Source organism: Micromonospora sp. CA-248089, from assembly GCF_050948515.1.
Taxonomy (GTDB): domain Bacteria; phylum Actinomycetota; class Actinomycetes; order Mycobacteriales; family Micromonosporaceae; genus Micromonospora.
The window spans coordinates 4541692-4566104 of the sequence record NZ_CP192016.1 but is presented as its reverse complement, the minus strand read 5'-3'; the positions used below and the strand labels follow the sequence as shown (position 1 = coordinate 4566104).

Annotated in this window: 22 protein-coding genes and 1 tRNA gene; 17 read left to right on the top strand and 6 right to left on the bottom strand. The window is 71.6% G+C overall.

Annotated features, from left to right (window positions below; genetic code table 11):
- Positions 1-17 precede the first annotated feature (17 nt).
- The 5 genes from pyk to ACQP26_RS21270 all read left to right on the top strand — a co-directional run bounded on the left by pyk (position 18) and on the right by ACQP26_RS21270 (position 6691).
- On the top strand, positions 18-1466 hold the full coding sequence (gene pyk / locus ACQP26_RS21290; RefSeq protein WP_433493816.1) for a pyruvate kinase: 1449 nt from the start codon (positions 18-20) through the stop codon (positions 1464-1466).
- Positions 1463-2338 (top strand): acyl-CoA thioesterase, encoded by an 876-nt coding sequence (locus ACQP26_RS21285; protein WP_269704960.1) that lies wholly within the window; start codon positions 1463-1465, stop codon positions 2336-2338. Before pyk ends, ACQP26_RS21285 begins: the two co-directional genes overlap by 4 nt.
- Positions 2339-2409: 71 nt before the next feature.
- Positions 2410-2877, top strand: a complete 468-nt coding sequence (locus ACQP26_RS21280) for an RrF2 family transcriptional regulator (RefSeq protein WP_269704961.1) — start codon at positions 2410-2412, stop codon at positions 2875-2877.
- A 132-nt stretch (positions 2878-3009) separates the two neighbouring features.
- The gene (locus ACQP26_RS21275; RefSeq protein ID WP_433493815.1) at positions 3010-4056 is read left to right on the top strand and encodes a sulfite exporter TauE/SafE family protein; all 1047 of its coding nucleotides are present in this window, start codon (positions 3010-3012) and stop codon (positions 4054-4056) included.
- Between the two features lie 364 nt (positions 4057-4420).
- The gene (locus tag ACQP26_RS21270; RefSeq protein WP_433493814.1) at positions 4421-6691 is read left to right on the top strand and encodes a cellulose binding domain-containing protein; all 2271 of its coding nucleotides are present in this window, start codon (positions 4421-4423) and stop codon (positions 6689-6691) included.
- Between the two features lie 167 nt (positions 6692-6858).
- Here the strand turns inward: ACQP26_RS21270 and ACQP26_RS21265 are convergent, their stop codons facing one another.
- On the bottom strand, positions 6859-7854 hold the full coding sequence (locus ACQP26_RS21265) for an LLM class flavin-dependent oxidoreductase (protein ID WP_433493813.1): 996 nt from the start codon (positions 7852-7854) through the stop codon (positions 6859-6861).
- 61 nt (positions 7855-7915) lie between these two features.
- Positions 7916-8395: an Lrp/AsnC family transcriptional regulator gene (locus ACQP26_RS21260; protein ID WP_047894721.1), complete on the bottom strand. Its 480-nt coding sequence runs from the start codon at positions 8393-8395 to the stop codon at positions 7916-7918.
- An 83-nt stretch (positions 8396-8478) separates the two neighbouring features.
- On the opposite strand from ACQP26_RS21260, the gene ACQP26_RS21255 reads away from it, so the two are divergent.
- The gene (locus ACQP26_RS21255; protein WP_281577219.1) at positions 8479-9654 is read left to right on the top strand and encodes a trans-sulfuration enzyme family protein; all 1176 of its coding nucleotides are present in this window, start codon (positions 8479-8481) and stop codon (positions 9652-9654) included.
- A gap of 36 nt (positions 9655-9690) precedes the next feature.
- Here ACQP26_RS21255 and ACQP26_RS21250 read toward each other — a convergent pair whose 3' ends face one another.
- Entirely contained in the window at positions 9691-10440 is a 750-nt protein-coding gene (locus ACQP26_RS21250; protein WP_433493812.1) for a helix-turn-helix domain-containing protein, read from the bottom strand.
- Positions 10441-10472: 32 nt separating this feature from the next.
- Positions 10473-10550: transfer RNA gene (locus ACQP26_RS21245), tRNA-Leu, on the bottom strand.
- A gap of 94 nt (positions 10551-10644) precedes the next feature.
- On the opposite strand from ACQP26_RS21245, the gene ACQP26_RS21240 reads away from it, so the two are divergent.
- The 11 genes from ACQP26_RS21240 (at position 10645) to polA (ending at position 23143) form a co-directional block, all read left to right on the top strand.
- A complete protein-coding gene (locus ACQP26_RS21240) occupies positions 10645-11265 on the top strand; it encodes an ANTAR domain-containing response regulator (protein ID WP_194801284.1) in 621 nt (206 codons plus the stop codon).
- A 37-nt stretch (positions 11266-11302) separates the two neighbouring features.
- On the top strand, positions 11303-12502 hold the full coding sequence (locus ACQP26_RS21235) for a hypothetical protein (protein ID WP_433493811.1): 1200 nt from the start codon (positions 11303-11305) through the stop codon (positions 12500-12502).
- 257 nt (positions 12503-12759) lie between these two features.
- Positions 12760-13920: a branched-chain amino acid ABC transporter substrate-binding protein gene (locus tag ACQP26_RS21230; RefSeq protein ID WP_269704968.1), complete on the top strand. Its 1161-nt coding sequence runs from the start codon at positions 12760-12762 to the stop codon at positions 13918-13920.
- A 105-nt stretch (positions 13921-14025) separates the two neighbouring features.
- Positions 14026-14976, top strand: a complete 951-nt coding sequence (locus ACQP26_RS21225; RefSeq protein ID WP_091420555.1) for a branched-chain amino acid ABC transporter permease — start codon at positions 14026-14028, stop codon at positions 14974-14976.
- Positions 14973-16112, top strand: a complete 1140-nt coding sequence (locus tag ACQP26_RS21220; protein ID WP_433493810.1) for a branched-chain amino acid ABC transporter permease — start codon at positions 14973-14975, stop codon at positions 16110-16112. Before ACQP26_RS21225 ends, ACQP26_RS21220 begins: the two co-directional genes overlap by 4 nt.
- The gene (locus ACQP26_RS21215; RefSeq protein ID WP_433493809.1) at positions 16105-16950 is read left to right on the top strand and encodes an ABC transporter ATP-binding protein; all 846 of its coding nucleotides are present in this window, start codon (positions 16105-16107) and stop codon (positions 16948-16950) included. Before ACQP26_RS21220 ends, ACQP26_RS21215 begins: the two co-directional genes overlap by 8 nt.
- Positions 16940-17650, top strand: a complete 711-nt coding sequence (locus ACQP26_RS21210) for an ABC transporter ATP-binding protein (protein WP_043329572.1) — start codon at positions 16940-16942, stop codon at positions 17648-17650. The genes ACQP26_RS21215 and ACQP26_RS21210 overlap by 11 nt, the downstream gene beginning before the upstream one ends.
- Before the next feature lie 32 nt (positions 17651-17682).
- Positions 17683-18594 (top strand): ABC transporter substrate-binding protein, encoded by a 912-nt coding sequence (locus tag ACQP26_RS21205; RefSeq protein ID WP_433493808.1) that lies wholly within the window; start codon positions 17683-17685, stop codon positions 18592-18594.
- Positions 18595-18596: 2 nt separating this feature from the next.
- A complete protein-coding gene (locus ACQP26_RS21200; RefSeq protein ID WP_433493807.1) occupies positions 18597-19571 on the top strand; it encodes an amino acid ABC transporter permease in 975 nt (324 codons plus the stop codon).
- The gene (locus ACQP26_RS21195) at positions 19568-20371 is read left to right on the top strand and encodes an amino acid ABC transporter ATP-binding protein (RefSeq protein ID WP_433493806.1); all 804 of its coding nucleotides are present in this window, start codon (positions 19568-19570) and stop codon (positions 20369-20371) included. Before ACQP26_RS21200 ends, ACQP26_RS21195 begins: the two co-directional genes overlap by 4 nt.
- Positions 20372-20443: 72 nt before the next feature.
- Entirely contained in the window at positions 20444-23143 is a 2700-nt protein-coding gene (gene polA / locus ACQP26_RS21190; protein ID WP_433493805.1) for a DNA polymerase I, read from the top strand.
- A gap of 101 nt (positions 23144-23244) precedes the next feature.
- Here the strand turns inward: polA and ACQP26_RS21185 are convergent, their stop codons facing one another.
- Together ACQP26_RS21185 and ACQP26_RS21180 are read right to left on the bottom strand one after the other, a co-directional pair.
- Positions 23245-23646, bottom strand: a complete 402-nt coding sequence (locus ACQP26_RS21185) for a MerR family transcriptional regulator (RefSeq protein ID WP_433493804.1) — start codon at positions 23644-23646, stop codon at positions 23245-23247.
- A 7-nt stretch (positions 23647-23653) separates the two neighbouring features.
- The gene (locus ACQP26_RS21180) at positions 23654-24403 is read right to left on the bottom strand and encodes an SDR family NAD(P)-dependent oxidoreductase (RefSeq protein ID WP_281577222.1); all 750 of its coding nucleotides are present in this window, start codon (positions 24401-24403) and stop codon (positions 23654-23656) included.
- Between the last annotated feature and the right edge of the window lie 10 nt (positions 24404-24413).

Below are 24413 nucleotides of genomic sequence, written 5' to 3'. Positions count from 1 at the left end.
GAAGAGAGACTAGCCTGATGGGCGTGACACGCCGCGCGAAGATCGTCTGCACTCTCGGCCCCGCCACCGCGTCCCCGGAGCGTATCCGCGGGCTCGTCGAAGCCGGCATGAACGTGGCGAGGCTCAACTTCAGCCACGGCAGTCACGCCGACCACGAGTCGGTCTACCGGCTGGTCCGGGAAGCGGCCGAGGCGGCCGGCAAGCCGGTCGCCGTGCTCGCCGACCTCCAGGGCCCCAAGATCCGTCTCGGCCGGTTCGCCGACGGCCCGCACGAGTGGCGCACCGGCGACTCCGTCGTGATCACCGGTGACGACGTCGTCGGCACCAAGGAGCGGGTCTCCTGCACCTACCGCAAGCTGCCCCAGGAGGTGAAGGCCGGCGACCGGCTGCTGATCGACGACGGTCGCGTCGCGGTCGAGGTCAGCGACGTCACCGGCAACGACATCCGGTGCCTGGTCACCGAGGGTGGCCCGGTCTCCAACAACAAGGGCGTCTCGCTGCCGAACGTCGCGGTGAGCGTCCCGGCCCTGTCCGACAAGGATGCCGAGGACCTGCGTTTCGCCCTCGGCCTCGGCGTCGACCTGGTCGCGCTGTCGTTCGTCCGGTCGCCGGAGGACATCAAGCTCGTCCACTCGATCATGGACGAGGAGGGTGTGCGCCGCCCGGTCCTGGCCAAGGTCGAGAAGCCGGAGGCGGTCGACCATCTGGAGGCGATCGTGCTCTCCTTCGACGGCGTCATGGTCGCCCGCGGCGACCTCGGCGTCGAACTGCCGCTGGACCAGGTGCCGCTGGTGCAGAAGCGCGCCGTGCAGCTGTGCCGGGAGAACGCCAAGCCGGTCATCGTGGCCACCCAGATGCTCGACTCGATGATCGAGAACTCCCGCCCGACCCGCGCCGAGGCGTCCGACGTGGCCAACGCGGTGCTCGACGGCGCCGACGCGGTGATGCTCTCCGGCGAGACCAGCGTCGGCAAGTACCCGGTCCTCACCGTCAGCACCATGGCGAAGATCATCACCACCACCGAGGCCGGCTCGATCGCCGTCCCCCGGCTGCAGCACGACCCGCGTACGCACGGCGGCGCGCTCACCGTCGCCGCCTCGTCGATCGCCCGGGCCATCGGCGCCAAGGCCATGGTCGCGTTCTCGCAGACCGGTGACACCGTCAAGCGCCTGGCCCGGCTGCACTGCGACCTGCCGCTGCTGGCGTTCACGCCGGTGCCGGAGGTGCGCAACCAGCTCGCGCTGTCCTGGGGCGTGGAGACGTTCCTGATGCCATTCGTCCAGCACACCGACGACATGTTCCGCCAGGTCGACCAGGCGCTGCTCGGCCTCAACCGGGCCAACCCGGGCGACTACGTGGTGATCGTGGCGGGCAGCCCGCCCGGCACCCCCGGCTCCACCAACACGCTGCGCGTGCACCAGCTGGGCTCGCTGGTCGACGCTGCCTCGGCACGAGCCCTCCAATGAGTGTGGCGACCGGGCAGGCGGCGGTCGACCAGCTGCTGGAGGTGCTCGACCTCGCCCGTACCGGGGAGATGACCTTCCGGGGGATGAGCCCGCCGGTGGGCCCGCAGCGGGTCTACGGCGGCCAGGTCGCCGGTCAGGCCCTGGTCGCGGCCGGCCGCACCGTCGACGCGGAGCGGGCCGTGCACTCCCTGCACGGCTACTTCGTGCGCCCCGGCGACCCGGCCGAGCCGATCGAGTACCAGGTGGAGAACGTCCGCGACGGCCGCTCCTTCTCGGTACGCCGCTCGGTGGCGCTGCAGCACGACAAGCCGATCTTCTTCATGTCGGCGTCGTTTCAGCGCCAGGAGGAGGGGCTGGACCACCACGCCCCGCTCCCGCCGGACGTACCCCGCCCGGACGACGTGCCGACCATGACCGACCGGCTCTCCCGCTACCCGGAGCGCCTCGGCATCTGGGGGATGATCCCGCGCCCGATCGACGTGCGGTACGTCGGCGAGCCCGGCTGGGTGCGTCCCGGTGACCGCCCGGCCGAACCGCACCAGCGGGTGTGGATGCGCCTTGACGGCAAGCTGCCGGACGATCCGCTGCTGCACGCGTGCGCCCTCACGTACGCCTCCGACCTGACGCTGCTGGACTCGGTGCTGTCGGTGCACGGCGAGGTGTGGGGGCCGGGCGGCGTGGTCGGCGCGAGCCTCGACCACGCGCTGTGGTTCCACAGGTCGTTCCGTGCCGACGAGTGGTTCCTGTACGACTGCTGGAGCCCGTCGGCGTCGGGTGCCCGTGGCCTGGCCACCGGCCGGATGTTCACCACCGACGGACGGCACATCGCCAGCGCCGTCCAGGAGGGGCTGCTGCGGCGCGTCGGCGGCTGACCGTCCGGCCGGTGATCGTCCGGACGCGGGCCGGGCGGCCGGTCCGCATCGCAGCGGACTAACCTGGCCGTATGCGCCTTTCCGCCCGGGTCGACTATGCCCTCCGCGCGGCCGCCGAGCTGGCCTCCGTCGCGGACGGGACTGCCGAGCGGAGCCGCCCGGTGACCGCCGAGCAGATCGCCCGCGCGCAGGACATCCCGCCGAAGTTCCTGGAGAGCATCCTGCTGCAACTGCGCCGGGGCGGCATCGTGCACGCCCAGCGTGGCCCGGAGGGCGGCTACTGGCTGGCCCGGCCGGCCGGGGAGATCTCCCTGGCCGAGGTGATCCGCGTCATCGACGGCCCGCTGGCGCACGTACGCGGGCAGCGTCCGGAGCAGCTCGGCTACCAGGGTGCGGCCCGCGCGCTGCAGGACGTCTGGATCGCGCTGCGGGCCAGCGAGCGGGAGATCCTCGAGCTGGTCACCATCGCCGACGTGGCGGCCGGCGCGCTGCCCGGCCGGGTCAACGAGCTGGCCGCCGACCCGCGCGCCTGGAGCTGACGACCGCCTCCGCACGTCCGGGCACACCGTCCGGCGACTCCTACCAACCGGATGGGGGACTTGACCCGGGGTGCCCTCGTGCCGCATTGTCGACCAAGTTGATAGGAGATACCGAAAAGTCAGGGGGCGCTCGTGCGCAAGCTGCTGGTCCTCGCCCTCGTCGGGCTCGCCGCGCAACTCGTCGACGGCGCGCTCGGCATGGCGTACGGGCTGACCTCCTCGACGCTTCTCCTGTTCGCCGGTGTCGCACCGGCCGCCGCGTCCGCCTCGGTGCACCTGGCCGAGATCGGCACCACGCTCGCCGCCGGCGTCTCGCACTGGCGATTCGGCAACGTCGACTGGAAGGTGGTCGGCCGGATCGCGCTGCCCGGCGCCATCGGCGCGTTCGCCGGAGCGACTTTCCTCAGCTCGATCTCCACCGAGGCGGCGGCCCCGTGGATGGCCGCCATCCTGTTCACGCTCGGCGCGTACCTGCTGGTGCGGTTCTCCCGGCCGCTGCGCGCGAACCGGGCCGCCGGCCGGCTGCGCAGCCGTTTCCTCGCGCCGCTCGGCCTGGTCGCCGGCTTCGTCGACGCCACCGGCGGCGGTGGCTGGGGCCCGGTCGCCACCCCGGCGCTGCTGGTGTCCGGCCGGATGGAACCCCGCAAGGTCATCGGCTCGGTGGACACCTCCGAGTTCGTGGTGGCCGGCGCGGCCAGCATCGGCTTCCTCATCGGCCTGGGCTCCGAGGGCTTCCTGCTGCCGACGGTGGCCGCGCTCCTGGTCGGCGGCCTGATCGCCGCGCCGATCGCCGCCTGGCTGGTCCGCATCGTTCCCGCCCAGCTGCTCGGCGCCGTGATCGGCGGCGTGATCGTGCTGACGAACGCCCGCACGCTGCTGAGCGCCGGCGGCGTGGGCGGGTCGGTGCCGGTCGTGGTGTACGTGCTGCTCGGCACCGCCTGGCTGGTCGCCGTCGGGCTGGCGGTGCGCGCGCTGCGCCGTACCCGCCGGGCCCGCGCCACTGTCGACGCGGCCCTGGCCGCCGCGCCGCCGGCCGAGGCGGGGAAGCCTGCCCAGCCGGGGGAGTCCGTCGAGCCGGCGGAGGCCGCGCAGCCGGGGCAGGTCCCGCAGCCGGTGGCCACCGCCGAGACCACCGAGGCCGCGGAGTCGCGGAAGCTCGCCGCCGCTGTCGAGGGCTGAGCCGCCCGCGGCCTGAACCGCGCGCCTCGCCTGGCCGTGCCGTCGCCCGGGAGGGCTCTGTCTCGGCCGGTCGCTCGCCGGGAGAGAACATGTCCCCTGACCGGTATGCCTCTCGGTCATATTTATGACTCTGAGGTATATCGGCTGTCGGTTCATTCCTTCGCGCCGTCGCCCGACCGCGCCGCCGCTCCACCGTTCCGCCGCGCTTGTGGGCGTGTCCGGCGGTGACCTAGGCTGACGAAGCGCGGAGCCGAATCACCGACGTCGATGCGTCGACGTCGCCCGTCGCGTCAGGGCACGTATCCGCCGGTCCGGGCAGACCGGCGTCGGTCGCGTGCCTGACCTCCGCGAAAGGCGTTTCCCCGTGCACCCCACCACCCCTCGCCGCCGGATCGCGCTGCTCGCCGCGGCCTCGGCGGTCACCCTGTCGGCCGGCGCGCTCACCACGATGACCGCTGCCGCGGCGGCCGTCGCCTGCCGGGTCGACTACCGGATCACCAACCAGTGGAGCGGCGGCTTCGGCGCCGACGTGACAGTCACCAACCTCGGCGACCCGGTCAACGGCTGGACCGTCGGCTGGAGCTTCGCCGCCGGCCAGCAGGTCGTCCAGGCGTGGAACGCGACGGTCAGCCAGTCCGGGGCGCAGGTGAGCGCCCGCGACGCCGGCTACAACGCGGCCATCGGCACCGGCGGCACCGCGAACTTCGGCTTCAACGGCTCCTGGAACAACGCGTCGAACCCGGTCCCGGCCGCGTTCACGCTCAACGGCACCGCCTGCACCGGCGCGCCGTCTACCAGCGCGCCACCGTCGACGCCGCCACCGAGCACCACACCTCCGCCCACCACACCGCCACCGACCACACCCCCGCCCACCGACCCGCCGGCCGGGGCGAAGCAGATGGAGAAGCTCGACCGAGGGCTGGTCAGCGTCCGCTCCGGCAGCGGGAACCTCGTCTCCTGGCGGCTGCTCGGCACCGAGACCTCCGGCGTGGCGTTCAACCTCTACCGGGGCGGCAGCAAGGTCAACGGCAGCCCGATCACCGGCGCCACCACGTACCTGGACAGCGGCGCGGCGGCCGGCTCGGCGTACACCGTGCGGGCCGTGGTGAACGGCGCCGAGCAGGCGGCGTCCGCCCCGGCGCTCCAGTTCGCCAACGGTTACCTGGACGTGCCGATCCAGCCCCCACCCGGCGGCACCACCCCGGCAGGGGAGGGCTACAGCTACTCGGCGAACGACGCGAGCGTCGGTGACCTCGACGGCGACGGCCGCTACGAGTTCGTGCTCAAGTGGGATCCGTCGAACGCCAAGGACAACTCGCAGTCCGGCTACACCGGCAACGTCTACGTCGACGCGTACACGCTCACCGGCACGCGGCTGTGGCGCGTCGACCTGGGTCGCAACATCCGCGCCGGCGCCCACTACACCCAGTTCCAGGTGTACGACTACGACGGCGACGGCGATGCCGAAGTGGCCATGAAGACCGCCGACGGCACCCGCTCCGGCACCGGCCAGGTGATCGGCAACGGCTCGGCCGACCACCGCAACTCCAGCGGCTACGTGCTCGCCGGCCCGGAGTACCTGACCATGTTCGACGGCCGCACCGGCGCAGCCCTGTCCACAGTCGACTACGACCCGCCGCGCGGCACCGTCTCCTCCTGGGGCGACTCGTACGGCAACCGGGTCGACCGGTTCCTCGCCGGCACCGCGTACCTGGACGGGCAGCGCCCCTCGCTGATCATGGCGCGCGGCTACTACACCCGCGCCGTCGTCGCGGCCTGGGACTTCCGCGACGGCACGCTGCGCAAGCGCTGGACGTTCGACTCGAACGCCTCCGGCAACGGCGCCGCCGCCGGCCAGGGCAACCACCAGCTCTCCGTGGCCGACGTCGACAACGACGGCCGCCAGGAGATCGTGTACGGCGCCGCCACCATCGACGACAACGGCCGGCTGCTGTACTCCACCGGCAACGGCCACGGCGACGCCCTGCACGTCGGTGACCTCGACCCGTCCCGCGCCGGCCTGGAGATCTTCAAGGTCGACGAGGACGGCAGCAAGCCCAGCTCCTGGATGGCCGACGCGCGTACCGGGCAGATCATCTGGCAGACCGCGCCGAACGGCGACAACGGCCGCGGCGTCTCCGGTGACGTCTGGGCCGGCAGCCCGGGCGCGGAGTCCTGGTCGTCGGCGGTCGACGGGCTGCTCAACACCCGGGGGCAGAACATCGGACGCAAGCCGTCGTCGGCGAACTTCCTGATCTGGTGGGACGGCGACCCGGTCCGGGAACTGCTCGACGCCACGAAGATCGACAAGTACGGCACCGGCGGCGAGACCCGGCTGCTCACCGGCAGCGGCGTCGCCTCGAACAACGGCACCAAGTCCACCCCGGCACTCTCGGCCGACCTGCTCGGCGACTGGCGCGAGGAGGTGGTCTGGCGTACCTCCGACAGCACCGCGCTACGGATCTACAGCACGCCGGTCACCACCGGCCTGCGCCTGCCGACGTTGATGCACGACCCGCAGTACCGGGTGGCGGTGGCCTGGCAGAACACCGCCTACAACCAGCCGCCGCACCCGGGCTTCCACCTGGGCGACGGCATGAGCACCCCGCCCGCCCCGAACATCTACCTGCGCTGAAACGGCAGGCACCGGGTCGCCGGTCGCGGAATCCGCTCCGCCGGCGACCCGGTGCACCACACCGCAGCATTCCCGACCCGTCCCGACCGGGAATGCCGTACCACCACCGAGGACAAAGTTAGGCGTCCCACGCGACGGTGCGGTGACGTGGCTATGAAGAGCGTGTTTCAGCCCTCCCGGCGCAGCCCGCCCGCCACCTTCTCGGCGATCAGCTCGAACGAGCGGACCCGGTCGGCCACGTCGTAGACCATCGTGGTGAGCATCAGCTCGTCCGCGCCGGTGCGCTCCAGCAACTCACCGAGCTGCCGGGCCACCGTCTCCGGCGAGCCGGTCGCCTGCCCGTCACGGCGCTGGGCGACGAACTCCCGCTCGAACTCCGAGTACGGGTACGCCGCCGCCTCCTCCGGCGTGACCAGCGGCTCCGGCCGCCCCGAGCGCAGCTTCAGGAACGACAGCCCGGCCGGCCCGGCCAGCCACTCGGCCCGCTCGTCGATCTCCGCGCAGACCGCGTTGACGGCCACCATCGCGTACGGCCGGTCCAGCCACTGCGACGGCCGGAAGTTCTGCCGGTAGAGCTGCAACGCCGGGATCGTGTTCTGCGAGCTGAAGTGGTGCGCGAACGAGAACGGCAGCCCGAGCAGGCCGGCCAGCTGCGCGCTGAACCCGCTGGACCCGAGCAGCCACACCTGCGGCGACTGGCCGCGGCCCGGCGTCGCGGTGATCGGGCCCGGCTCGGCGCCGGAGAAGTAGTTCATCAGGTCGGCCAGCTCACGCGGGAAGTGCTCGGCGGACAGGCCCTCCATGGTGCGGCGCAGCGCCAGCGCGGTCACCTGGTCGGTGCCCGGCGCCCGGCCGATGCCCAGGTCGATCCGGCCCGGGTGCAGCGCCTCCAGCGTGCCGAACTGCTCGGCCACCACCAGCGGTGCGTGGTTGGGCAGCATCACGCCGCCGGAGCCGAGCCGGATCGTGCTGGTGTTCGCCGCCAGGTGCGCGAGCAGCACCGCCGGCGCCGAACTCGCGATCGCCGGCATGTTGTGGTGCTCGGCCACCCAGAACCGGCGGTAGCCCAGCTCCTCGGTGCGGCGGGCCAGCTCCGTGGTGTGTCGCAGCGCCTCACCGGCACTGCCGGTCGCCGCCACCGGGGCAAGATCAAGAACAGACATGGGTACGTCGATCACAGCGTGGTGCAACAGGCGACGTGCCGGAATTGTTCCGCCGGGTGCGCTACCCCATACCCCGGGCCTGCTCGAAGATCAGGCTGGTCTGGGTGTGCTGCACCGCCGGATCGACAGCCAGATGGTCGAGGACGAAGTCCCGCAGCGCGTCCCCGGAGGCGGCCCGCACGTGCAGCACGTAGTCCTCCGCGCCCGCCACGTGGAACACCGACACCACCCCTGGTAGCCGCACCGACCGGGCCCGGAACGCGTCCACGGCGGCCCGCTCGTGCGCCGTCAACCGCACCGACACCAGCGCCTGCAACGGCAGACCCACCGCCGCCGGGTCGACCTCGGCGTGGAACCCGCGGATCGCCCCGCACTCGCGCAGCGCCCGGGTACGCGTCAGGCACGTCGACGGCGCCACCCCCACCCGCTCGGCCAGCGCGTTGTTCGGCAGCCGGCCGTCGGCCGCCAACTCGGTGAGGATCGCGCGATCGGTGTCGTCCAGGCCGGCGAACGGCCGTACATCATTCGGTGCGGCAGGCATGTGACCATCCTTCACCGAATCGCCACCGGGCGAAAGCGCGATTCCCAGAATCTTGTTCGCTCCTATTGCCCTCTGCCATCGTCATGTTCGACGCTTCCGGCATGACTTCCGTGGACACCGCAGCCGTACACGCCGGGCGCGCCGACCTCGCCGGGCTCGGCGTCCACGTCCCGCCGATCGACCTGTCCACCACCAACCCGCTGCCCTCGGTGGCCGGAGGCGGTGACGACTACGAGACGCTCGCCACCGGCGGCACCCTCCCGGCCGGCGGCAGCGCCGTCTACCAGCGCCTCTGGAACCCCACAGTGGCCCGGTTCGAGACCGCGCTCGCCCAGCTCGAAGGCACCGCCGAGGCGGTCGCGTTCGCCAGCGGCATGGCCGCCCTCACCGCCGCCCTGCTCGCCGCCACCCGCGACGGCAAACGCCACGTCGTCGCCGTCCGCCCCCTCTACGGCGGCACCGACCATGTCCTCGCCACCGGCCTGCTCGGCACCGAGGTCACCTGGGCCACCCCCGCCGACGTGGCCGCCGCCATCCGACCCGACACCGCGCTGGTGCTGGTCGAGACGCCCGCCAACCCCAGCCTCGACCTGGTCGACATCGCCGCGCTCGCCGGCGCCGCCGGTGACGTCCCGCTGCTCGTCGACAACACCGTCGCCACCCCGGTGCTCCAGCAGCCCGCCCGCCACGGCGCCGCGCTCGTGCTGCACAGCGCCACCAAGAGCATCGGCGGCCACGGCGACGTCCTCGCCGGAGTGATCGCCTGCGCTCCCGAATGGGCCGCCCGGCTGCGCCAGGTCCGCGCCGTCACCGGCGCCGTCCTGCACCCGCTCGGCGCGTACCTGCTGCACCGCGGCATCCAGACCCTCCCGCTGCGGGTCCGCGCCCAGCAGGCCGGTGCGGAGAAGCTCGCCGCCTGGCTCGCCGGCCACCCCGCCGTCGAGCGCGTCCACCACCCGTCCCTGTACGACCCGGCCGGGCTGGTCGGCCGCCAGATGTCCGGCACCGGCAGCCTGCTCGCCTTCGAGGTACGCGGCGGCGCGCCCGCCGCGGCCGAGGTCGCCGGCACCTGCGAACTGATCACCCACGCGGTGTCGCTGGGCGGTGTCGACACGCTGATCCAGCACCCGGCCTCGCTCACCCACCGGCCGGTAGAGGGCGACGCCAAGCCCTGCGGCGGGCTGCTGCGCGTCTCGGTCGGCCTGGAGGACCCGGAGGACCTGCGGGCGGATCTCGCGCAGGCGCTGTCGCGCATCTGACGGCGGCGGGTCGCCCGCGTCCGCGGCGTCGGCCGGTCACGACTTCGGGCCGACGTGCCGGTCGAGGGCGGCGACCGCCTCCCGGCGGGCCACCGAGAGGGAGTTGCGGCGGTTCATCCGCCAGGCGATGCCCAGCCGGTCGAGGGCCCGCTGGCAGAGGCCCATGATGTCGGCGGACTCGTTGGCGAACATGTAGCGCGGATAGACGTACGCCTTGCCGCGCACGACGACCCGGTTGGCGAAACGGCAGCCGTCGGAGTGGAACAGGCCGCGCAGGAAGTCGCCCGCCTGGGCCTCGACAATGGGTCGCTGCCAATCGGTCAGAACGATCGGGCGCTCGTGCTTCTTGCCGGGCCCGTGCTGCGGTAGTAGGCACGGCCAGTGCTTCCCGTAACTCTGCACGCTGACGCAGCCCGGTTTCTGGACCCGCTGGACCTTCTCGGCCAGCACCGCTCGCATGGCGTCGTCGCACGCCTCGATCAGGCCCGGCCAGCAGTCGCTGCAGGCGATCCGGAGCACCGGCACCCGGGCCTTGGTGACGAGGTGCCCGTCGCCGAGGTAGAGGCCGAGGAGATAGGCGTAGGCCGCCGGATCTGTCGGAGCGTGCATGTCGTCACGACAGCGGAAGCATCGCAGTGCGGTGCCCTGCTGCTTCGGCGTCGGCCGATCCTTGCACCAGTGGCGAACCGTCGGGTAGGAGAGCCCCACGGTCCGCGCCACCTGGGCAACGGTCGCGCCGTCGAGGTAGAGACGCCGCGCCCGGGCGCGCAGTTCGGGTGGATGCACAACCCTATGGTCGAACGCCTGTATGACATTTCTGGTGCCCTCGGTGGGATTCGAACCCACACTGTATGGAGTTTGAATCCATTGCCTGCTGCCAGTTGGGCTACGAGGGCGTTCCGTGATTCGGCCTCGACAGCTTACCCGCTAGGCTGAGGGCGGCGGCACCCGGCAGGGCGGGTGTCGGGCTCGAACCGGTGGGAGTGGCTCGTGGGCGAGATGCAGGCGGACGCCGAGCGCAAGCGCGTTCTGATCGCCGAGGACGAGGCGCTCATCCGGCTGGACCTGGCCGAGATGCTTGTCGAAGAGGGCTACGAGGTGGTCGGCGAGGCAGGTGACGGCGAGACCGCCGTCAAGCTCGCCGAGGAGCTCAAGCCGGATCTGGTCATCCTCGACATCAAGATGCCGATCATGGACGGGCTGGCCGCCGCCGAGCGGATCGCCGGCGCGCGCATCGCCCCGGTGATCATCCTGACCGCGTTCAGCCAGCGTGACCTGGTGGAGCGGGCGCGGGCGGCCGGCGCGATGGCGTACCTGGTCAAGCCGTTCCAGAAGAGCGACCTGGTGCCGGCGGTGGAGATCGCGCTGTCCCGCTACTCGGAGATCGCCGCGCTGGAGTCGGAGGTCGCCGGCCTCACCGACCGGCTGGAGATCCGCAAGACCGTCGAGCGCGCCAAGGGTGCGCTGATGACGACGTACGGCATGACCGAGCCGCAGGCGTTCAAGTGGATCCAGCGCACCGCGATGGACCACCGGATGACCATGAAGGAGGTCGCCGAGCGGATCCTCGCGGAGACCGCCGGCGGCGAGGTGGAGCAGCCCACGCCCTGACCTGCCCGCGAGGTGTCCGATCGATAGGATCGGATCCATGCGCGTCCGGCCGGTCCTCGTCGCCGCTGCCGCCGCGCTGCTCCTGGCGGCCTGCCACGCGACCCCGCGGCCGCTGCCGCAGCCCGCTTCCGTACGCCCGCAGTGGCAGCCCGTGGAGCTGGCCCTTCCCGCCGGCGCCTCGGGGCGTCCGGTGCCGCGCGACGCGGTTCGGTGCGCCGGTCGGTGGTACGTGGTGGGCGGGCTGGTCGATCCGGCGGGGGAGACCCGTCCGGCGGCGTGGTCCTCATCGGACGGCGTGACCTGGTCGCCGATTCCGGTGCGCGCGCAGACGTTCTACGGCCGTCAGCACGTGCTCTACGCGGTCGCCTGCCGCGACGACGGGATGGCCGCGCTGGGCGCGAAGACCGGTGGCGTGCACGGCAATCCGCGTACCGGGACGTGGGTGTGGCGGCCGGGTGGGCCGTTGCGGGAGGTGCCGGCGGCGTTCGAGCTGTTCGGCGGTCCGCGCGCGGTGAGCGCGTCGCGGCTGGCGGCGGGGCCGGGCGGCTGGCTGGTCGCCGGGGCCCGCGCGGACGGCGCGGCGGTGTGGTCGTCGCCGGACGCCGAGGGGTTCGTCCTGCGTGAGGGGGTCGCGGAGCTGGCCGGCGACGGCCGGGGCCGGACGGCGGCGTACGACGTGGCGGCGGTGGGGTCGGGCTGGCTGGTGGTGGGGGCGTTGCTGCCGCCCGGCGGGACGGCCCGGACGCCTCTCGCGTGGGCCTCGGCCGACGGCCGGGTGTGGCGGCGGGTGGCCCTGCCGGTGCCGGATGGGGCGGCCGGGGCGGCGGAGCGGGTGGTGCCGGCCGACGGCGGGCCGGTGGTCCTCGGTCCGGTGGGCGACCGGTTCGGGGTGTGGCGCGGGTGCGACGACTGCGGCTCGCGGTCCGCCGGTTCGGCGCAGGGCTGGCGGCGCGTCGGCGGGTTCGGTGCGTCGGGGCCCGGGGTGTCGTCGGTGGACGCGCTCGCGGCGTCGGGGCGGCGGCTCGTCGCGGTGACCGGGGACGGCGCTCAGCGACGGCTCTGGATGTCGCGTGACGGCGGCGTGTCGTGGCTTCCCGTGATCACTCCGGTGCCGGTGCCGGACGGTGGCGACGCGGCGCTGCCGGTGGCCGTCGGCGACGGCGGGCTGCTCGTGGTCGTCGACGACGGGAAAACGTCCCGTGCCTGGTGGGGGGCGTTGTCGACCATCGATCGGTAGCGGGTGAGGAGGTTCCAGCTCGTTACCGAGGAATAGTCGGCGAAAGCCTTGCCGGGCCTACGGTTCTTACGGCGATCGGCTTGAATCCGCCACCGCGTGTAACGGTTCGGTCAACCCCGCTTTCCAGGTCTTACGCCACCGCTCGCGGTGGGATAACGTCCCGGCCCAGACCGGCGACGACGGTCTTGGTTCGTCCACCCCGCAAGGGCCAATCAGCGGCGGGTGGTTCGGATCATGGACGGAGGAGGGTTCGGGCCTTGAGGCAGAAGCTCGCACGCGTGATCGGCGGGGTCGCCATGCTGGCGCTCGTCGCCGGTGGCACCGCTTGTTCCAGCGGCAGCGACGATGAGGGTTCCGGGGGCAGCGCCTGCGGGAGCAAGATCGCTTTCTTCGGCGCGCTGACCGGTAGCTCGGCCGCGCTGGGCATCAACGAGAAGAACGGCGTCAAGCTGGCCGTCGACAAGTACAACAAGGAGAACCCGGACTGCAAGGTCGAGCTCGCCGAGCTCGACTCGCAGGGCAGCCCGGACCAGGCGCCGGGTCTGGCCCAGAAGGCGATCGACGACACCAAGATCCTGGGCGTCGTGGGTCCGGCCTACTCGGGCGAGTCCGAGGCCGCCGGCCCGCTGTTCAACGAGGCCGGCCTGGTCACCATCACCCCCTCCGCGACCCGTCCCAGCCTCGCCGAGCAGGGCTGGAAGACGTTCTTCCGCGCGGTCGGCAACGACCTGAGCCAGGGCCCCGCCGCCGGTAACTACATCAAGAACGTGATGAAGGCCGACCGGGTCTACGTCATCGACGACCAGTCCGCGTACGGCGCCGGCCTGGCCGACGAGGTCAAGAAGGTTCTCGGCTCCTCGGTCGTGGGCAGCGACAAGGTCCAGGGCGAGGGCAAGCAGACCGAGTTCTCCGGCGTGGTCACCAAGGTCAAGGCCGCCAACGTCAAGGCGGTCTTCTACGGCGGCTACTACCAGGAGGCCGGCCTGATCCGCAAGCAGCTCACCGCTGCCGGGGTCACCGCTCCGCTGGTCGCCGGTGACGGCGTGAACGACGGCGCGTACATCACCTCCGCCGGTGCCGCCGCCGCCGAGGGCACCATCCTCACCTGCCCCTGCGCTCCGTCCACCGAGGCGCGCGGCACCTTCGCCGCCGACTTCAAGGCGCTCAACGGCACCGACCCGGGCACCTACAGCGACACCGCCTTCGACGCGGCGAACATCCTGCTGGCGGGCATCAAGGCCGGCAAGAGCACCCGCGCCGACCTGCTGGAGTTCGTGAAGGGCTACAGCGGCGAGGGCGTTGCCGCCAGCTACAAGTTCGTCGAGGGCGGCGAGCTCGACCCGGCGCAGGTCAAGGTCTGGGCGTTCAAGGTGCAGGGCGGCAAGGTCGTCCCGGACCAGGAGATCCCCAAGTCCTGATCGTTCGATCGCTGGACTGGCGATTGAGTAGTGATCGCGGGTGCGGCCGGGAGCTGGCTCCCGGCCGCACCCTCTTTTTCTCTTGAGCGACGGAGCGTCCCTCCCTTGGACTTCGACGGATTGTTCTCCAACTTCGGGGAACTCACCACGACCGGCTTGACGCAGGGCGCCATCTACGCCCTGGTCGCGCTCGGCTACACGCTTGTGTACGGCGTGCTCAGGCTCATCAACTTCGCCCACTCCGAGGTCTTCATCGCCGGCGCGTTCGCCGCGATCTGGACCTGGAACGGCTTCGGACTCGACCAGAACTCGCAGGTCAGCGGCATCGGCTCGATCCTGTTCTACCTACTGGTGGCGATGATCGTGGCGGCCATCGCCTCGGCGGGCACCGCGACGGTGATCGAACGGGTGGCGTACCGGCCGCTGCGCAAGCGCAACGCGCCGCCGCTGGCGTTCCTCATCACCGCCATCGGCGCCTCGATCGCCATCTCCGAGGCGTTCGGCGTCTACACCCGGCGCCGGCCGGAGGGCGCGCCGATCCTGGTCAGCTCGGAGCCGCTGTTCCACATCGCCGGGGTGCCGATCGACGCGGTGCAGCTGCTCACGATCGGTTCCGCGCTGGTGATGATGTTCGCGCTGGACCAGTTCATCAACCGCAGCCGTACCGGCCGCGGCATCCGGGCGGTGGCCCAGGACGCCAACACGGCGGCCCTGATGGGCGTCAACAAGGACCGCATCATCCTGATGGTCTTCATCGCCGGTGGCACCATGGCCGGCGTCGCGGGCCTGCTCTACGACGTGCGGATCCAGACGCTCACCTACAGCGTCGGCTTCCTGCTGGGCCTCAAGGCGTTCACCGCCGCGGTGCTCGGCGGTATCGGCAACCTGCGCGGCGCGCTCGTCGGCGGGTTGCTGCTCGGCGTCGTGGAGAACTACGCCGCGGGCCTGTTCGGCAGTCAGTGGAAGGACTTCGCCGCGTTCGCGGTGCTCGTCGTCCTGCTGATGTTCCGGCCGACCGGTCTACTCGGCGAATCACTGGGGAGGGCACGCGCATGACGACCACCATCGACCCGCCGGAGCGGCGGGAGACGGCGGCGGACAAGCTGCGGCAGGGCCGGCATGCGATCTCGGAGCGCTGGCACCACGCGCCGCGCTGGGTGCGCTGGGTGCTGCTGATCGCGGTCATCGCGTTCTTCTACGCGCTGCCGAACAAGGAGTTCTACCAGTACCTCGGACCGATCCCGACCCCGGGCGCGAACTTCACCCAGGTGATGTTCACGGTCTCGATCTACGTGCTGCTGGCGGTCGGGCTCAACATCGTGGTCGGCTTCGCCGGCCTGCTCGACCTCGGCTACTTCGGCTTCTTCGCCGTCGGCGCGTACACGGTCGCGGTGCTGACCTCACCGAGCAGCGACCTCAAGACGCTGTGGCCGTGGCTGGCGGTGGTGCCGATCGCGATCGGCCTGACCATGGTCTCCGGCGTCATGCTGGGCACGCCGACGCTGCGTCTGCGCGGCGACTACCTGGCGCTGGTGACGCTCGGCTTCGCCGAGATGATCCGGATCGCGGCGGTCAGCTCCGAGTTCCTCAAGGGACAGCGCGGCTTCAACCAGATCCCGCACCCGCCCGGCCAGTACGCCGACGGCCGGCCGTGGTTCGGCGTGCTCGACGCCCGCCCGTACTACTGGCTGGTGCTCACGCTGATCATCCTGGTGGTGATCGGGGTGCGGAACCTGACCCACAGCCGGGTCGGCCGGGCCTGGATCTCGATCCGCGAGGACGAGGACGCGGCCCAGCTGATGGGCGTGCCGACGTTCAAGTTCAAGCTGTGGGCGTTCGCCTCCGGCGCGGCCATCGCCGGCCTGGCCGGCGCGCTGTTCGCCGGTAAGCAGAACTTCGTCAACTCGCAGAACTTCGAGCTGCTCAACTCGATCATCATCCTGGCCGCCGTCATCTTCGGCGGCTCGGGCAACATCGTCGGCGCGATCGTCGGCGGCGGCCTGGTGGCGTACATGATCGAGCGGTTCCGCGGCATCGAGCTGTTCGGCATCGAGCTGTACGAGTACCGGTTCCTCTTCTTCGGTCTGGTGCTCGTGGTGATGATGATCTTCCGCCCGCAGGGCCTGATCCCGAACCGGCGACGAGCGGCGGAGTTCAAGGACCGCCGCAAGGAGGTGATCGTCGGTGAGTGACACCGAGCAGACCCCGGCTGTTCCGGCCCAGGCGGCGGCCCCGGCCGTCGAGACGGTCGACAAGCGGGAGCCGTTGCTGGAGGTCGACCACGTCACGCTGCGCTTCGGCGGCGTGGTGGCCCTCAACGACGTGGACTTCACCCTCTACAAGGGTGAGATCCTCGGCCTGATCGGCCCGAACGGCGCCGGCAAGACCACCTGCTTCAACGCGATGACCGGCATCTACCAGCCCACCGAGGGCGAGATCCGGTTCCTGGGCCAGAAGATCAGTGGCAAGAAGCGCCACCAGATCACCCGGATGGGCATGGCCCGGACGTTCCAGAACATCCGTCTCTTCCCGGAGATGACCGCGCTGGAGAACGTCCAGGTCGGCGCGGACGCGCACCACAAGACCAGCGTCATCTCCGCCCTGCTGCGCCTGCCGCGGCACTGGAAGGAGGAGCGCGAGGGCCGGGAGAAGGCCGAGCGCCTGCTGGACTTCGTCGGCATCAGCAAGCGGCGGCACGAGTTCGCCCGCAACCTGTCGTACGGCGAGCAGCGACGGCTGGAGATCGCCCGCGCGCTGGCCACCGACCCGAAGCTGCTCTGCCTGGACGAGCCGGCCGCCGGCTTCAACCCGGCGGAGAAGGAGGAGCTGCTCCAGCTCATCCGGCAGATCCGGGACCAGGGCGTGACGGTGCTGTTGATCGAGCACGACATGCGCCTGGTGATGGGCGTGACCGACCGGATCGTGGTCCTGGAGTTCGGAAAGAAGATCGCCGAGGGTCTGCCCGCCGAGGTGCGGGACAACCCGAAGGTGGTCGCGGCGTACCTGGGGGTGCCGGACGATGCTGCTTGAGATCGAGGACGTGAGCCTGCTCTACGGGCGGATCCAGGCGCTGCACGGCATCAGCCTGACCGTGGACGAGGGGGAGATCGTCGCGCTGATCGGCGCGAACGGCGCCGGCAAGTCCACCACCATGCGGGCGATCTCCGGCATCCGGCCGGTCGCCTCCGGCACGATCAAGTTCGCCGGTGAGGACATCACCAAGCTCCGGGCCGACCTGCGGGTGCGGCGCGGGCTGTGCCAGGCGCCCGAGGGCCGGGGCATCTTCCCCGGCATGACGGTGCTGGAGAACCTCGACATGGGCGCGTACACCCGGCGCGACAAGGCCGGCATCGCGCAGGACCTGGCCCGGGTGCTGGACCTGTTCCCGCGGCTGGCCGAGCGGCGCAAGCAGGCCGGCGGCACGCTCTCCGGCGGCGAGCAGCAGATGCTCGCGGTCGGCCGGGCGCTGATGAGCCGGCCGAAGCTGCTGCTGCTCGACGAGCCGTCGATGGGTCTCGCGCCGATGCTGATCCAGCAGATCTTCACGATCATCACGGAGATCAACCAGCAGGGCACCACCATCCTGCTGGTGGAGCAGAACGCCCAGCAGGCGCTGGCGCGCGCCCACCGGGCGTACGTGCTGGAGACCGGCCGGATCGTCAAGAGCGGCACCGGCGCGGACCTGCTGCACGACCCCTCGGTCAAAGAGGCCTACCTCGGCGTGGCCTGACCGACCGACCCCTCGCAATAAGGAGTACAGCCATGTCCCACCCCAACCCCGGACGGCGGGCGGCGCTCGGCGTCGCCGGTGCGGCCGTCCTGCTGCTCTCCCTCGCCGCGTGCGGCGAGAAGGAGAACTCGGCCGAGCCGGGCGACGGCCCGTCGGTGTCCGCCACGGCCGACTCCAACCTCGCCGCGAAGGTGCCGGACGCCATCAAGGCCGACGGCGTGATCAAGGTCGGCACCGACTCGACGTACGCCCCGGCCGAGTTCCTCGACCAGGACGGCAAGACCGTGGTCGGCTTCGACGTGGAGCTGTTCAACGCGGTGGCGCAGAAGCTCGGCCTCAAGGCCGAGTACGAGTCGGCGCCGTTCGACGCGATCCTGCCCGGTGTGGGTTCGGGCAAGTACGAGGTCGGCGTCTCGTCGTTCACCATCAACGCCGACCGTCTCAAGACGGTCAACATGGTGAGCTACTACTCGGCGGGCACCCAGTGGGCGACCAAGAAGGGCAACCCGGCCGGGGTGGACCCGGAGAACGCCTGCGGCAAGAAGATCGCCGTGCAGGTCGGTACGGTCCAGCTCGACGACATCACCGCCCGGTCGAAGAAGTGCACCGACGCCGGCAAGCCGGCCATCAAGATCGACCAGTACCAGGCGCAGAGCGACGCGACCGCCGCCGTGGGCAGCGGCAAGAACGACGCCATGCTGGCCGACTCCCCGGTCGGCGCGTACGCGGTGAAGCAGAGCAACGGCCAGCTGGAGGTGCTCGGCGACATCTACGAGTCGGCGCCGTACGGCTACGCGGTGAACAAGGAGCAGCAGGCGTTCGCCGAGGTGCTCAAGGAGGCCGTGCAGGCGGTCATCGCCGACGGCAGCTACAAGGCGGCGCTCAGCAAGTGGGGTGTCGAGGGCGGCGCGATCACCAACCCTGAACTGAACCCGTCGGTCTGACCATGTCGGTCGACACATCCGGACGGGCACGGCCTGAACCGATCAAGGCCGTGCCCGTGCGGCACCCCGGGCGCTGGGCCGGTGTGGCGGTGATCGCCGTGCTGGTCGCGATGTTCGTGCACATGCTGGTCACGAACTCCGCGTTCCAGTGGTCGTTCATGGTGGACGAGATGTTCCGCCCGCCGATCATCGAAGGACTGCGCGGCACCATCCTGCTGCTGATCACGTCGATGGTGATCGGCATCGGCCTGGGCATCGTCATCGCGATCATGCGGCTGTCGCCCAACCCGGTGCTGCGCGGCGTGGCCTGGGTCTACACCTGGTTCTTCCGCGCGGTCCCGCGGCTGGTGCTGGCGATCCTCTTCGGCAACCTCGGCATCCTCTGGTCGCGCCTGGAGTTCGGTCTGCCGTTCGACAGGCAGATCGGCGCCCTGTTCGGGTTGCACGACTTCGAGGCCCGCCTGTTCGGGTTCAGCGCGGTGGACATCCTGACCGGCTTCGTCGCCGGCATGCTGGCGCTGGGTCTGTCCGAGGCCGCGTACATGGCCGAGATCGTCCGGGCCGGCATCCAGTCGGTGGACGAGGGGCAGACCGAGGCGGCTCAGGCGCTGGGCATGAGCCGGGCGCACATCCTGCGGCGGATCGTGCTGCCGCAGGCGATGCGGGTGATCATCCCGCCGACCGGCAACGAGACCATCGCGATGCTCAAGGACACCTCGCTGGTGGCCTTCGTGCCGGTGTCGATGGAGCTGTTCTTCCAGCTCAAGGCCGTCGGCTCCCGGACCTTCCAGCCCTTCCCGATGTACGTCGCCGCGACGCTGTGGTACCTGCTTCTGACCAGCGTCCTGCTGGTGGGGCAGTACTACCTGGAGCGGCACTACTCCAAGGGCGTCGGACGCAGCGGGCGGGCCCGGCAGCGGCTCCGGGGTCTGGCCGCCGAGAGCGGCGGCACCACGAGTGGGACGGCGGAATCATGACCGAGGCGACGGTTTCCCCGCAGGCGCCGGCCGCCGAGTCCGGGCTGATGGTGCGGGCCGAGCAGGTGCACAAGTCGTTCGGGCCGCTGGAGGTGCTCAAGGGCATCGACCTGGAGGTCCGCTCCGGCGAGGTGTGCTGCCTGCTCGGGCCTTCCGGCTCCGGCAAGTCGACGTTCCTGCGCTGCATCAACCACCTGGAGAAGATCGACGCCGGCCGGATCTGGGTGGACGGTGACCTGATCGGCTACCGGGAGCGCGGCGGCAAGCTCTACGAGATGCGGGACAGGGAGGTCGCGGCGCAGCGCCGCGCCATCGGCATGGTGTTCCAGCGGTTCAACCTGTTCCCGCACATGACGGTGCTGCAGAACGTCATGGAGGCCCCGGTGCTGCTGCGCCAGGCCAAGAAGACGGAGGCCCGGGAGCACGCCGCGCAGCTGCTGGACCGGGTGGGACTGGGCGACAAGCTCGGCGCGTACCCCGGTCAGCTCTCCGGCGGCCAGCAGCAGCGGGTGGCTATCGCCCGGGCGCTGGCCATGCGGCCGAAGCTGATGCTGTTCGACGAGCCGACCAGTGCGCTCGACCCGGAGCTGGTGGGCGAGGTGCTGGACACGATGAAGGACCTGGCCCGCGACGGCATGACGATGATCGTGGTGACCCACGAGATCGGTTTCGCCCGCGAGGTGGGCGACCACCTCGTGTTCATGGACGGCGGCGTGGTGGTCGAGCAGGGCGACCCGCGCGAGGTGATCTCGGCGCCGCAGCACGAGCGGACCAAGGCGTTCCTGGCCAAGGTTCTCTGACCTCGGCCTCCGGTGCGGCGCGCGCCGCACCGGAGGCCGGAGTTGTCGGGCGTACGGACTAGAGTCGCAGCCGTGACAGCTACGACGCCGCGCCTGCTCCTCGTCGACGGACATTCCCTGGCATACCGGGCGTTCTTCGCCCTGCCTGTGGAGAACTTTTCCACCACCACGGGGCAGCCGACGAACGCCGTCTACGGCTTCACCTCGATGCTGATCAACGTGCTGCGCGACGAGCAGCCGACGCACATCGTCGTGGCGTTCGACGTCTCCCGCCGCTCCTTCCGCACCGACAGGTACGCCGAGTACAAGGCCGGGCGCAGCGAGACCCCCACCGACTTCAAGGGCCAGGTCAGCCTGGTCAAGGAGGTTCTCGCCGCGCTGCGCGTGCCGGTGGTCGAGAAGGAGGGCTACGAGGCCGACGACGTCATCGCCACGCTCGCCTGCCAGGCCCGCGACCAGGGCATGGACGTGCTGATCACCACCGGCGACCGGGACGCGTTCCAGCTCGTCGGTGAGCGGGTCACAGTGCTCTACCCGCGCAAGGGCGTCTCCGACCTGGCCCGGATGGACCCGGCCGCGGTCGAGGCGAAGTACGGCGTCACCCCTGATCGCTACCGCGACCTGGCCGCGCTGGTCGGCGAGACCAGCGACAACCTGCCGGGCGTGCCGGGCGTCGGCCCGAAGACCGCGGCCAAGTGGATCAACCTGTACGGCGGCGTCGAGGGCGTGGTGGCCCGCGCCGACGAGATCAAGGGCAAGGCCGGCGACAGCCTGCGCGAGCGGCTCGCCGACGTGATCCGCAACTACGAGATCAACTGCCTGGTCTCCGACCTGGAGCTGCCGGTCCGCCCCGAGGACGCCCGCTGGCAGGGCTGGGACCGCGAAGCCGTGCACCAGGTCTTCGACACGCTCCAGTTCCGCATCCTGCGCGACCGGCTCTACCAATATTTGGAAGCCGTCGAGCCGGAGGCCGAGGCGGGCTTCGACCTGGCCGGCGAGGTGCTCACCGAGCCGGGCGCGTTCGCGGGCTGGCTCGGCACGCACGCCCCGGCGGGCGCCCCGGTGGGCCTGGCGGTCACGCTCGACACCGGCCCCAACCGCCGGCACACCGCCACCGTGACCGCGATGGCGCTGGCCACCGCCGCCGGCGCGGGCGCCTGGTTCGACCCGAGCGCCCTGGGCGCCGACGACGAGGCCGCGCTGGCCGGGTGGCTGGCCGACGCCGACCGCCCGAAGGTGCTGCACGACAGCAAGCCGGCGGTGCTGGCGTTCGCCGCGCACGGCTGGGAGCTGCAGGGCATCGCCCGCGACACCCAGATCGCCGCCTACCTGGCCCGCCCCGACCAGCGCTCGTACGACCTGACCGACCTGGCGCTGCGCTACCTGCACCGGGAGCTGCGCGTCGACGCGCCGGAGACCGGTCAGCTCACGCTCGACGGGCTCGGCGACGAGGGGGTGGCGGAGCAGAACCTCATGCTCCAGGCCCGCGCCACGCTCGACCTGGCCGACGCGATCGACGCCGAGCTGTCCCGCGACGGCGAGCAGTCGGCCCGGCTGATGGCCGGCGTGGAGCTGCCGCTGATGCGGGTGCTCGCCACCATGGAGCGCACCGGCATCGCCGCCGACACCGACTACCTCTCCGAGCTGGAGGCGCACTTCGCCGCCGAGGTGAAGGCCGCCGCCCAGAGCGCGTACGAGGTGGTCGGCCGCGAGTTCAACCTCGGGTCGCCGAAGCAGTTGCAGGAAATCCTCTTCACCGAGCTGGGCCTGCCCAAGACCAAGCGGATCAAGACCGGCTACACCACCGACGCGGACGCGCTGCAGTGGCTCTACGCCCAGACCGAGCACCCGCTGCTGCACCACCTGCTGCGCCACCGCGACGTCGCCAAGCTCAAGTCGACAGTCGACGGGCTGCTCAAGTCGGTCTCCGACGACGGCCGGATCCACACCACGTTCAACCAGACGGTGGCGGCGACCGGGCGGCTGTCCTCCACCGAGCCGAACCTGCAGAACATCCCGATCCGCACCGAGGAGGGGCGGCGGATCCGCCGCGCGTTCGTCGTCGGCGAGGGCTACGAGTGCCTGCTCACCGCCGACTACAGCCAGATCGAGATGCGGATCATGGCGCACCTGTCCTCGGACGACGCGCTGATCGAGGCGTTCAACTCCGGGCACGACTTCCACGCCGCCACCGCGTCGTCGGTCTTCACCGTCGAGGTCGGTGACGTCACCGCCGACCAGCGCCGCAAGATCAAGGCGATGAACTACGGCCTGGCGTACGGGCTCAGCGCGTTCGGCCTGTCCCAGCAGCTCGGCATCTCCGCCGAGGAGGCGCGCGGGCTGATGGAGAACTACTTCGCCGGGTTCGGCGGGGTGCGCGACTACCTCCAGGAGGTGGTGGCCCGCGCCCGCCAGGACGGCTACACCTCCACCATTCTGGGCCGCCGCCGCTACCTGCCCGACCTGGTCAGCGACAACCGGCAGCGCCGGGAGATGGCCGAGCGGATGGCACTCAACGCCCCGATCCAGGGTTCGGCGGCCGACATCATCAAGGTCGCGATGCTGCACGTCGACAGCGCGCTGCGCGACGCCGGGCTGCGGTCCCGGATGCTGCTGCAGGTGCACGACGAGCTGGTCTTCGAGGTCGCGCCGGGCGAGCGCGAGGCGCTGGAGGCGCTGGTACGCAAGCAGATGGGCGAGGCGTACCCGCTGTCGGTGCCGCTGGAGGTCTCGGTGGGCGAGGGCCGCGACTGGAACAGCGCCGACCACTGACACCCCACCGCCGTCCCACCCGCGCCACCACCCGCCCGCCCCGGCGGTGATCAAGGAGTTTGTGTCCCCGAACGGGCTCTGGCGTGACACAAACTCCTTGATCACCGCACAGGAGGCGACGGCGGCGAGAGGAGGGGCGGTTGCGCGGGGGCGGCGGCCTGGAGGGCGGCGGCCAGGCGGTCCCGGACGGCCACCTGGGCGGCGATCCGGGCGTCCAGCACGGCCAGCCGCTCCCGGCCGACCCGTAGCCCGGCCGGAGACGGCGGCGCCGAGGCCACGTCTCCGTCCAGGCACGGCAGGAAGACCCGCACGTCGTCCAGCGTCAGCCCGGCGTCGAGCAGGTGACGGATGTTGCGGACCCGGGTGACGACCCCGTCGTCGTACTCGCGGTAGCCGTTCGCCGCCCGGGCCGAGGCGATGAGCCCGTGTTCCTCGTAGTGCCGCAGGGCACGTGGTGTGCAGCCCGTCGCCTTCGCCACCGCGCCGATCCGCACCGTCGCCACCGTCCTCTCACGCGACCACCGCGCCCCCGTCCACCGGCAGCACCACGCCGGTGACGAAGTCCGCCTCCGGCTCGCACAGCCGCCGGATCGCCCAGGCTACGTCCTCCGGGCGGCCGAGCCGGCCCGCCGGGGTGTGCGCGAGCTGCCAGTCCCGCACCGCCGCGCGCCGCTCGGGGGACAGGCCACTGTGCACCCCGATGGGAGTGTCGATCGCGCCCGGCGCCACCGCCACCACCCGGACGCCGCGCGGCGCGAGTTCCACCGCCCAGCTGCGGGTCAGGGAGTCCAGCGCCGCCTTGCCCGCCGCGTACACCGAACTGCCCGGCCAGGCACGCAGGCCGACCGACGTGGTGACGTTGACCAGCACACCGCGTGTCGCGGCGAGCGCCTCGACGGCGGCGTGCGCCAGCCGGACGGGCGCGAGGAGGTTCGTCTCCAGTTGCCGCCGGGCGGCGTCCTCGTCCAGATCCGCGAGCGGCCCGCCGCCGGCTACGCCCGCGTTGTTGACCAGGACGTCCAGGCGGCCGTACCGGTCGAGCGTGACGCTGACGATCCGGCCGGGCCCGTCGGGCGCGGTGACGTCGGCGGTCAGTGGCGTGATGTCCGGCCGGCCGGCGGCGGTCTCCGACAGCGGCGCGGCGCGCCGGCCGACGGCGACGACGGCGTACCCGGCGGTGGCGAGGGCGTGTCCGGTGGCCCGGCCGATGCCGGTGCCCGCACCGGTGACCACGGCGACGCGTGGTGTGCGGCGTTCCATGCCGGCATCG

What these genes read in the sequence shown, in the direction of transcription:
- pyk (WP_433493816.1), top strand. Translation starts at nt 18, where the DNA reads ATGGGCGTGACACGCCGCGCGAAGATCGTCTGCACTCTCGGCCCCGCC.
- ACQP26_RS21285 (WP_269704960.1), top strand. Translation starts at nt 1,463, where the DNA reads ATGAGTGTGGCGACCGGGCAGGCGGCGGTCGACCAGCTGCTGGAGGTG.
- ACQP26_RS21280 (WP_269704961.1), top strand. Translation starts at nt 2,410, where the DNA reads ATGCGCCTTTCCGCCCGGGTCGACTATGCCCTCCGCGCGGCCGCCGAG.
- ACQP26_RS21265 (WP_433493813.1), bottom strand. Translation starts at nt 7,854, where the DNA reads ATGTCTGTTCTTGATCTTGCCCCGGTGGCGGCGACCGGCAGTGCCGGT.
- ACQP26_RS21260 (WP_047894721.1), bottom strand. Translation starts at nt 8,395, where the DNA reads ATGCCTGCCGCACCGAATGATGTACGGCCGTTCGCCGGCCTGGACGAC.
- ACQP26_RS21255 (WP_281577219.1), top strand. Translation starts at nt 8,479, where the DNA reads ATGTTCGACGCTTCCGGCATGACTTCCGTGGACACCGCAGCCGTACAC.
- ACQP26_RS21235 (WP_433493811.1), top strand. Translation starts at nt 11,303, where the DNA reads ATGCGCGTCCGGCCGGTCCTCGTCGCCGCTGCCGCCGCGCTGCTCCTG.
- ACQP26_RS21220 (WP_433493810.1), top strand. Translation starts at nt 14,973, where the DNA reads ATGACGACCACCATCGACCCGCCGGAGCGGCGGGAGACGGCGGCGGAC.
- ACQP26_RS21210 (WP_043329572.1), top strand. Translation starts at nt 16,940, where the DNA reads ATGCTGCTTGAGATCGAGGACGTGAGCCTGCTCTACGGGCGGATCCAG.
- ACQP26_RS21205 (WP_433493808.1), top strand. Translation starts at nt 17,683, where the DNA reads ATGTCCCACCCCAACCCCGGACGGCGGGCGGCGCTCGGCGTCGCCGGT.
- ACQP26_RS21200 (WP_433493807.1), top strand. Translation starts at nt 18,597, where the DNA reads ATGTCGGTCGACACATCCGGACGGGCACGGCCTGAACCGATCAAGGCC.
- ACQP26_RS21195 (WP_433493806.1), top strand. Translation starts at nt 19,568, where the DNA reads ATGACCGAGGCGACGGTTTCCCCGCAGGCGCCGGCCGCCGAGTCCGGG.
- ACQP26_RS21180 (WP_281577222.1), bottom strand. Translation starts at nt 24,403, where the DNA reads ATGGAACGCCGCACACCACGCGTCGCCGTGGTCACCGGTGCGGGCACC.